This is a genomic window from uncultured Anaerococcus sp., from assembly GCF_963510915.1.
Lineage (GTDB): Bacteria > Bacillota > Clostridia > Tissierellales > Peptoniphilaceae > Anaerococcus.
Genome location: NZ_CAUPHG010000079.1, coordinates 1 through 7,087, shown reverse-complemented (window position 1 = coordinate 7,087; position 7,087 = coordinate 1). Strand labels below are relative to the sequence as shown.

6 protein-coding genes and 1 pseudogene are annotated in these 7,087 nt (G+C 36.5%); 1 reads left to right on the top strand and 6 read right to left on the bottom strand.

All coding sequences use genetic code 11. The features are described from left to right. The coding region (locus tag RQ893_RS07070) for an AIR carboxylase family protein (RefSeq protein WP_311482348.1) at positions 1–309 on the bottom strand (309 nt) is incomplete at its 3' end. 180 nt (positions 310–489) lie between these two features. On the opposite strand from RQ893_RS07070, the gene RQ893_RS07065 reads away from it, so the two are divergent. Further along, positions 490–1,170, top strand: coding sequence for a phosphoribosylaminoimidazolesuccinocarboxamide synthase (locus RQ893_RS07065; RefSeq protein WP_311482347.1), 681 nt, complete (start codon positions 490–492; stop codon positions 1,168–1,170). A gap of 89 nt (positions 1,171–1,259) precedes the next feature. On the opposite strand, the gene RQ893_RS07060 is transcribed toward RQ893_RS07065, so the two are convergent. The 5 genes and pseudogenes from RQ893_RS07060 to RQ893_RS07040 all read right to left on the bottom strand — a co-directional run. Then, positions 1,260–2,564 carry a sodium-dependent transporter gene (locus RQ893_RS07060; protein ID WP_311482346.1) on the bottom strand — a complete coding sequence of 435 codons (1,305 nt, stop codon included), beginning with the start codon at positions 2,562–2,564 and terminating at the stop codon, positions 1,260–1,262. A gap of 177 nt (positions 2,565–2,741) precedes the next feature. Next, on the bottom strand, positions 2,742–4,040 hold the full coding sequence (locus RQ893_RS07055) for a sodium-dependent transporter (RefSeq protein WP_311482345.1): 1,299 nt from the start codon (positions 4,038–4,040) through the stop codon (positions 2,742–2,744). A gap of 2 nt (positions 4,041–4,042) precedes the next feature. Beyond that, on the bottom strand, positions 4,043–5,128 hold the full coding sequence (gene trpS / locus RQ893_RS07050; protein ID WP_311482344.1) for a tryptophan--tRNA ligase: 1,086 nt from the start codon (positions 5,126–5,128) through the stop codon (positions 4,043–4,045). A 42-nt stretch (positions 5,129–5,170) separates the two neighbouring features. Then, positions 5,171–6,284 (bottom strand): peptide chain release factor 2 gene (prfB, locus tag RQ893_RS07045; protein WP_311482343.1). Its coding sequence is split into 2 segments (ribosomal slippage): positions 5,171–6,208 and positions 6,210–6,284, totalling 1,113 coding nucleotides; the frame shifts between segments, so codons are not numbered across the junction. A gap of 1 nt (position 6,285) precedes the next feature. Then, a pseudogene (locus RQ893_RS07040) lies at positions 6,286–7,087 on the bottom strand (preprotein translocase subunit SecA); the annotation flags it as partial.

Sequence of the window (7,087 nt, the reverse complement as noted above, 5' to 3'; positions counted from 1 at the left end):
TTGCACAATAGAAAGAAGCGAGTCAACGCCGTTTAGGGTGGATGATTTAATTGGGACACCAATTACAGGTAATGTAGTTGACGCAGCAACCATACCTGGCAAATGTGCAGCACCACCAGCCGCAGCAATAATAAGGCTGTAGCCGTTTTTCCTAGCATTTTTCGCAAAGTCAACCATTAACTCAGGTGTCCTATGCGCACTGATAACCCTCTTGTCATACTCTATGCCAAATTTATCAAGGACAGAGCAGCATTCTTTCATAGTTTTGTAGTCAGATTTCGAACCCATTATGACAGCTATTTTTGACATTTTAACTCCTTATCTTTTCTTCTACAAAATTAGTATATCTATTTTATTATTTTTTTCAATGGTAAAAGCAAATTAAAATTTTTTTAATCTCACCTTGACAAATTTATCTTAGTAAATAAAATTTACTTGTAAGAATGTCAGAAATTTATATCATAATTACAAAAAAATAAGGAGAAAACAATGGATTTAATTTACAAAGGCAAGACAAAAAACATCTATAGCCTCGATAATGGCAACATCTTGATGAAATTTAAAGATGACGTTACAGGTAAAGATGGAGTTTTCGATCCAGGTGAAAACCAAGTAGGTCTTTCAATCGACGGTGCAGGTAAGGCTGGACTAAGAATGACAGAGTTTTTCTTTAACAAGCTCAATGAGAAAAATGTCCCAACTCATTATGTAGCTGCAAATGTAGATGAAAACACTATGGAAGTAAAAAAAGCTAGAGTTTTTGGCAAGGGTCTTGAGTTTATCTGCAGGTACAGGGCTGTTGGTTCTTTTTACAAAAGATACGGCAAATACATAGAAGAAGGCGCCCCACTAGACGCATTTTTCGAAGTTACTATCAAAGACGACGCTGCAGGAGATCCTACAATTTCTAAAGACTGTCTAGAAGCCTTAAATATTGCAACAGCAGACCAATACAAAGAATTAAAAAGACTTACAAAAGAAATTTGCGGACTTATCCGTGATATCCTAAAAGAAAAAGGTCTTGACCTTTATGATATAAAACTAGAATTCGGCGTAGATGAAAATGACAAAATCATCCTAATTGATGAAATTTCTGGCGGCAACATGAGAGTTTTCAAGGGAGATGAATACATCGAACCATTAAGACTTTCAGAATTAGTTCTTAAATAAAAAATATTCCCTTTTGGCAAAGACCAAGAGGGATTTTTTTAAAAAATTTTTATCAAAAAAGCGAGTCTTAGACCCGCTCTTTTTTACTATTAAAATGATATTTTAAATACTACAGCTATTAGGCATAAAATAACTGCAAGTGGTACGTATAGGAATTTTCCTATCTTATACCAAGTGTCGCCATAAACTTTTTTAGAGCCTTGGTTGATTGCACCAAGTAGCTGGTCTTTTTTAAAAATCCAGAACCAGGTTACTGCCCCAATCATAGCCCCTATTGGGATTACATATATTGAGATTATATCCATAAATGGTCCCCATTGACTAATCATTTCCATATTTACACCAATGGCGAAAACTACGATTCCAATTAAAAGTAATACCACATTGCGTTTCAATTTTGGATGCCTTTGCATAAGGGATTCTGCTACTACTTCAAACATATTTTGAAGTGATGATATGCCACCAAAGACAACAGCCACATATAAAATAATAGCAAATAATCTTCCTGCTGCCATATCCTGTAAGATTGCAGGTAAGACTTGGAAGAGTAGTCCAGGTCCACCTGCTTGGTCCATGCTATATACTATAATCGCTGGAATCATTACAAAGGAAGCAAGCATAGCTGCAATAGTATCAAGAAAGCCTGTCATTTTTGAAGATGAAACTATATCTTCATCATCAGAAAGATAGGCACCTACTACTAGCATACCTGAACCGGTTACTGATAGGGAGAAAAATGCCTGGCCCATAGCCTGGAGTATTGTACTCCATGATAACATTTCCTTATCAAATCTAAACATATACTTATAACCTTCAAAAGCATTTGGAAGGGTTAAAATCCTAATAGCTAGGATTACAAAAAGTACAAAAAAAGCTGGCATCATGATTTTATTTGATTTTTCAATTGTAGATGCTCCACCTATACAAGATAATAGGGTGATTGCAATTATAAAAAAGTGGTAAGGCACTACTGAGAATGGCTTTAAGGAAAAACTATCAAAGTAAGATGTAGTGTCAGTAGTTAATAAATATCCTGATAAAGAATCAACCAAGGCCTTTAGGACGTAAGCAACTATTACTGCATAGCCAATGGCAATTAATAATGACCCAATTAATGGAATATAGCCAATAAACTTTCCTAATACTGTATCTTCCTTACGACTTTTAAAAGCTTTATGGTAGGCGCCGAGTGTTCCTGTATGAGCGTACCTACCAACTGCAAACTCACTTGCAAGTCCGCAGTAGGCAAAGACACTTACAAAAAATATGTATGCTATTAAAAAGACCACGCCTCCCTTTTGAAACTTATATGGAAAGCCCCACACATTTGCCATACCTACAGCCGAGCCGACTGCCGTGAGGATAAATCCTAATTTCGAACTAAACTTATTCATACTTTTCTCCTTTATTTATATAAAAATTAATTTTCTTTGTCGGTATATCACTTTAAAGCATAGTCTAATTATAACACAATTTTTAAATAATTCAAGAAAAAAAATCTCCCACAAAGATAGGAGATTTATCTAAAAACTTAGAAATTTTTTATCAATTTATCCTTGTAGGAGTGATAATTAATGAAAAAGGATAGCTGCTAGGCAAACAATAATTACAAGCGGAGTGTAAATATACCTACCTATCCTTATAAAATTTTGTGTTTTTTGCTTTTTAGCCCCGAGATTTATCTCTTTTAGAAGGACATCTGAATCCATTATATAAAACCAAACCACAGCACCAAGCATGGCACCAAGTGGGATTAGGTAATAGATTGTGATATCCATCAAATGCGACCACCTAGCTAGCGGGTGAAGATCAATTCCTAATACAAGGACTGCTGTACCAACCAAAAGCAGAGCGGTTTTATCATTCATCTTAAATTCCTGGTTAAGGGTGTGGGCAATCGATTCGAAAATTGTTTGAAGTGAAGTAAGACCAGCCATAATTATTGCCAGGTAAAACAAGACTGCAAAACTCCTTCCTATCCTCATTGAATTAAAAATACTAGGGAGGATTTGGAAAATAAGAGCAGGTCCACCAGCTTCATGCATAGAAAAAACTACAATCGAAGGCACTATGATAAAGGCTGATAAAAGAGCTACAACAGTATCAAATAGTCCAGTTAGCTTAGAGTTTGTAACTATATCATGGTTATCCGCAAGCATCCTACCTACAAAAACCATGCCAAAACCTGTTATAGAAAGGGCAAAAAGTGCATCCCCCATAGCAGAAATTACTGTGCCAATATTACAGTCGTTAAAGTCAAACCTAAAGAGTAGCTTATAGCCTTCGCCGATTTGTGGAAGCGTTAACATCTTGATTAAAACTATAAGGTAAATTACAATCATAGATGGCATTAAAACAGAGTTTAAACTTTGTACTGACTTAAAACCGCCAAGACTTATTAAGATTACCATGACAATTATCAAAAGATGGACTTCCATAACAGCAAAAGACCTTGAAGAAAAATCCTCAAACCAAACTGATGGTGGAGTTGTCAAAAGCCTACCATTTAGGGTATCCACCAAGGCCTTTGCCACATAGGATACTATTATCGTATAGCCAACTGCCATTATTAGGGAAATCAAAAGTGGAAAATAGCCATAAATTTTGGCAATTTTTGATTCTGGATAGGTTGTTTCTATGGCTTTTTTATAAGATTTTACAACCGAACCCTTGCCCATCCTACCTATAGCAAATTCACTCGATAAGCCAACATAGGAAAATAGGGATATGAAAATCAAATAAAAAATCAGGAAAAATATCCCTCCCTTATGAAATTTATAAGGAAATCCCCAAACATTTGCCATACCAACCGCAGAGCCTGTGGCTGATAGGACAAAGATTGTTTTGGATTTTGTCTTCGGAAGTTTCATAATTATTCCTTATACTTATTTTGAATTTCTTTTATTAGAAGCTCGTCTTCAAAATAATCAATCCCCATGGCTGTCTTTACTTTTTCAAGTTTCTTTGCAGCCTGGTTTCTAGCATCAGCTGTACCTTTCTTTAGGATTTCAAAGACTTTTTCTATGTCTTTTTCGTACTCGGCACGCCTTGCCCTTATTGGCTCTAATTCTTCTTCGAGAACCTTGATTAAAAACTTCTTACACTTAACATCACCGAGCCCTCCTCTTTGGTAGTGGGCCTTTAATTCATCGAGATTTTTGTATTCTGGTAAATATTTTTCAAAGTGACTGTCATTTGAAAAAACGTCTAGGTAGGTAAAGACAATATTGCCCTCCACCTGGCCTGGATCATCTATATTTATGTGGTTTGGATCAGTGTACATGGACATAACTTTTTTCTTGACGGTCTTTTTGTCATCTGCAAGGTAGATTGCATTTCCTAATGACTTGCTCATTTTGGCAGCCCCATCAATTCCAGGCATACGTCGAGCCATTTTTGATTCTGGTAAAACTGCCTCTGGCTCTACAAAAGTTTCGCCATAGATATTATTAAAGCTTCTAGCTAGCTCTCTTGCTTGTTCAAGCATTGGCTCCTGGTCTTCACCAACAGGGACAATATTGGCATCAAAAAGCAAAATATCACTAGCTTGACTTACTGGATAGATTAAAAATCCTGCTGGAAGACTAGTTTCAAAATTCCTTAGTTTTATTTCTGATTTGACAGTTGGGTTTCTCTCTAGCCTTGAAAGTGTGACTAGGTTTAGAAAATAAAAGGTAAGTTCTGTTAATTCTGCCACTTGTGATTGAACAAAAATGCTGACCTTGCTTGGGTCAATTCCTACACTTAGGTAGTCAAGGGCAACTTCGATAAGGTTTTCACGGATTTTTGCTGGATTAGCAAAGTTATCTGTAAGAGCCTGGCTATCAGCAATCATGACATACATCTTGTCATAAGACCCTTCATTTTGCATCTTTACCCTATTTCTAAGGCTACCTACATAATGGCCAAGGTGAAGTCTACCTGTTGGCCTGTCGCCTGTTAAAATTATATCTCCCATAATTTCTCCTTTTCATGTAAAAAAGGGGAAGCAATTGCTTCCCTATTTATTTTCATTTTTAGCTAAATATGCATCTATAAAACCTTGGATATCACCATCCATCACCGCTTCTACATTTCCCATCTCGTAATTTGTCCTATGGTCTTTGACCATGGTGTAAGGTTGGAAAACATAAGATCTTATCTGGCTACCCCAGGCAATTTGTGAATATTTGCCTTGGATATCTTCGATTTTTTCTTTTTTCTCTTCTTCCTTTATCTGAATTAATTTTGATATAAGAAGGTTCATAGCTGTTTCCCTATTTTGCATCTGGCTTCTTTCAGCCTGGCTTGTGGCAACAACTCCTGTTGGTATGTGGGTAATCCTTACTGCGGAGTCAGTTTTATTTACGTGCTGACCACCTGCCCCACTTGCCCTGTAGGTATCAATCCTTAAATCTGAAGGGTCGATTTCTATACTTGTATCTTCGTCTAATTCAGGAAAAATATCTACCGAAGAGAAAGATGTGTGACGCCTAGATTGACTGTCAAAAGGCGAAATCCTCACAAGTCTGTGAACTCCCTTTTCTCCTTTGAGGTAGCCATAGGCATAAGGACCCTTTACATGAAGGGTAACAGACTTAATACCGCCTGCTTCTTCATTATTTATATCCTTAACCTCAACCTTAAAGCCTCTATTTTCACAATATCTAGTATACATCCTAAAGAGCATATCTGCCCAGTCAGTTGCCTCTAGCCCTCCAGCTCCCGCATTTATAGAAAGATAGGCGTTGTTCCTATCATATTCTCCATTTAATTGGGTCTTTAGCTTTAGGCTGCCTAAATCTTTTTTGATTTTTTTAAGGTTAGAATCAACTTCTTCAAGGGTGGATTGCTCTTCTTCATCGCTTAATTCCACCAGTTCTATAAAATCTTTATCGTCTTTTAAAGCTTCTTCTATATCTGTGTAGGCTTTAAGGTCTTCTTTCTTATCAGAAAGAGTCGCCATCACATTTTGGGCCTTATCTGAATCATCCCAAAAATTCGGGCTCATAGATTGTTTTTGTAGGTCATCTATTTCTTCTTTAAGCTTAGCCGGGTCAAAGACTATCTCCGACTAAGTTTAAAGTTTCTTCAAGGTTTTTGATTTCTTCTTTTAGTTCAAATATTTCTCTCATATTATTTCTTTACAGTTGATTTCTTGGCTTCACGGTCTAATCTTCTACGCTCTGCCCTATTTAGACCTTCATAATCTTCTTCATCTGTAGAAGGACCTGTAATATCCTCGTGGCTTGCTTCTTCTGGAATTAGAACTTGCTTTCTTTGGATATTTTGTCTGATTTCTACATTCATCATGTATTTTACAGTGTCTTCTTGGATAGCCCTGGTCATTTCTTCATACATTTCAAAACCTTCGTTGGTATAGGCCCTAACTGGGTCTTCTTGACCCATGGCTCTAACTCCGATTTCCTTACGCATTTGATCCATTGCATCAATGTGGTCCATCCATTTTTGATCTATAACTCTAAGAAGAATTACCCTTTCAACTTCTCTCATATTTTCTGGGCCAAAGCTTGCTTCCTTATCTTCATACTTTGCAAGACTTGCTCCAGTTATATAGTCAATTAGCTTATCTTGTGTATATGAATTTAGGTTTTCAAAATGAAGTTGGGTTACAGGAACACCTAGACCATTTAGGTAGTTTAGAAGGGCTGTCATTTCCCAATTTTCTGGCTTAACTTCAGGATTTGTGAAGGTATAAACTGCATCTTTTATAACTTCTTTAATCATATCAACGATTGTTTCCTTCATGTCCTCGCCCATAAGAACTTCACGTCTTTCGTTGTAGATGATTGTTCTTTGCTTGTTCATGACGTCGTCGTATTGTAGGACTCTTTTTCTTGTGGCAAAGTTATTTGCTTCTACCCTTGTTTGAGCCTTTTCAATTGACCTTGTAACCATTCTTGATACGATTGGTTCA

What these genes read in the sequence shown, in the direction of transcription:
- RQ893_RS07060 (WP_311482346.1), bottom strand. Translation starts at nt 2,564, where the DNA reads ATGAATAAGTTTAGTTCGAAATTAGGATTTATCCTCACGGCAGTCGGC.
- trpS (WP_311482344.1), bottom strand. Translation starts at nt 5,128, where the DNA reads ATGGGAGATATAATTTTAACAGGCGACAGGCCAACAGGTAGACTTCAC.
- RQ893_RS07065 (WP_311482347.1), top strand. Translation starts at nt 490, where the DNA reads ATGGATTTAATTTACAAAGGCAAGACAAAAAACATCTATAGCCTCGAT.
- RQ893_RS07055 (WP_311482345.1), bottom strand. Translation starts at nt 4,040, where the DNA reads ATGAAACTTCCGAAGACAAAATCCAAAACAATCTTTGTCCTATCAGCC.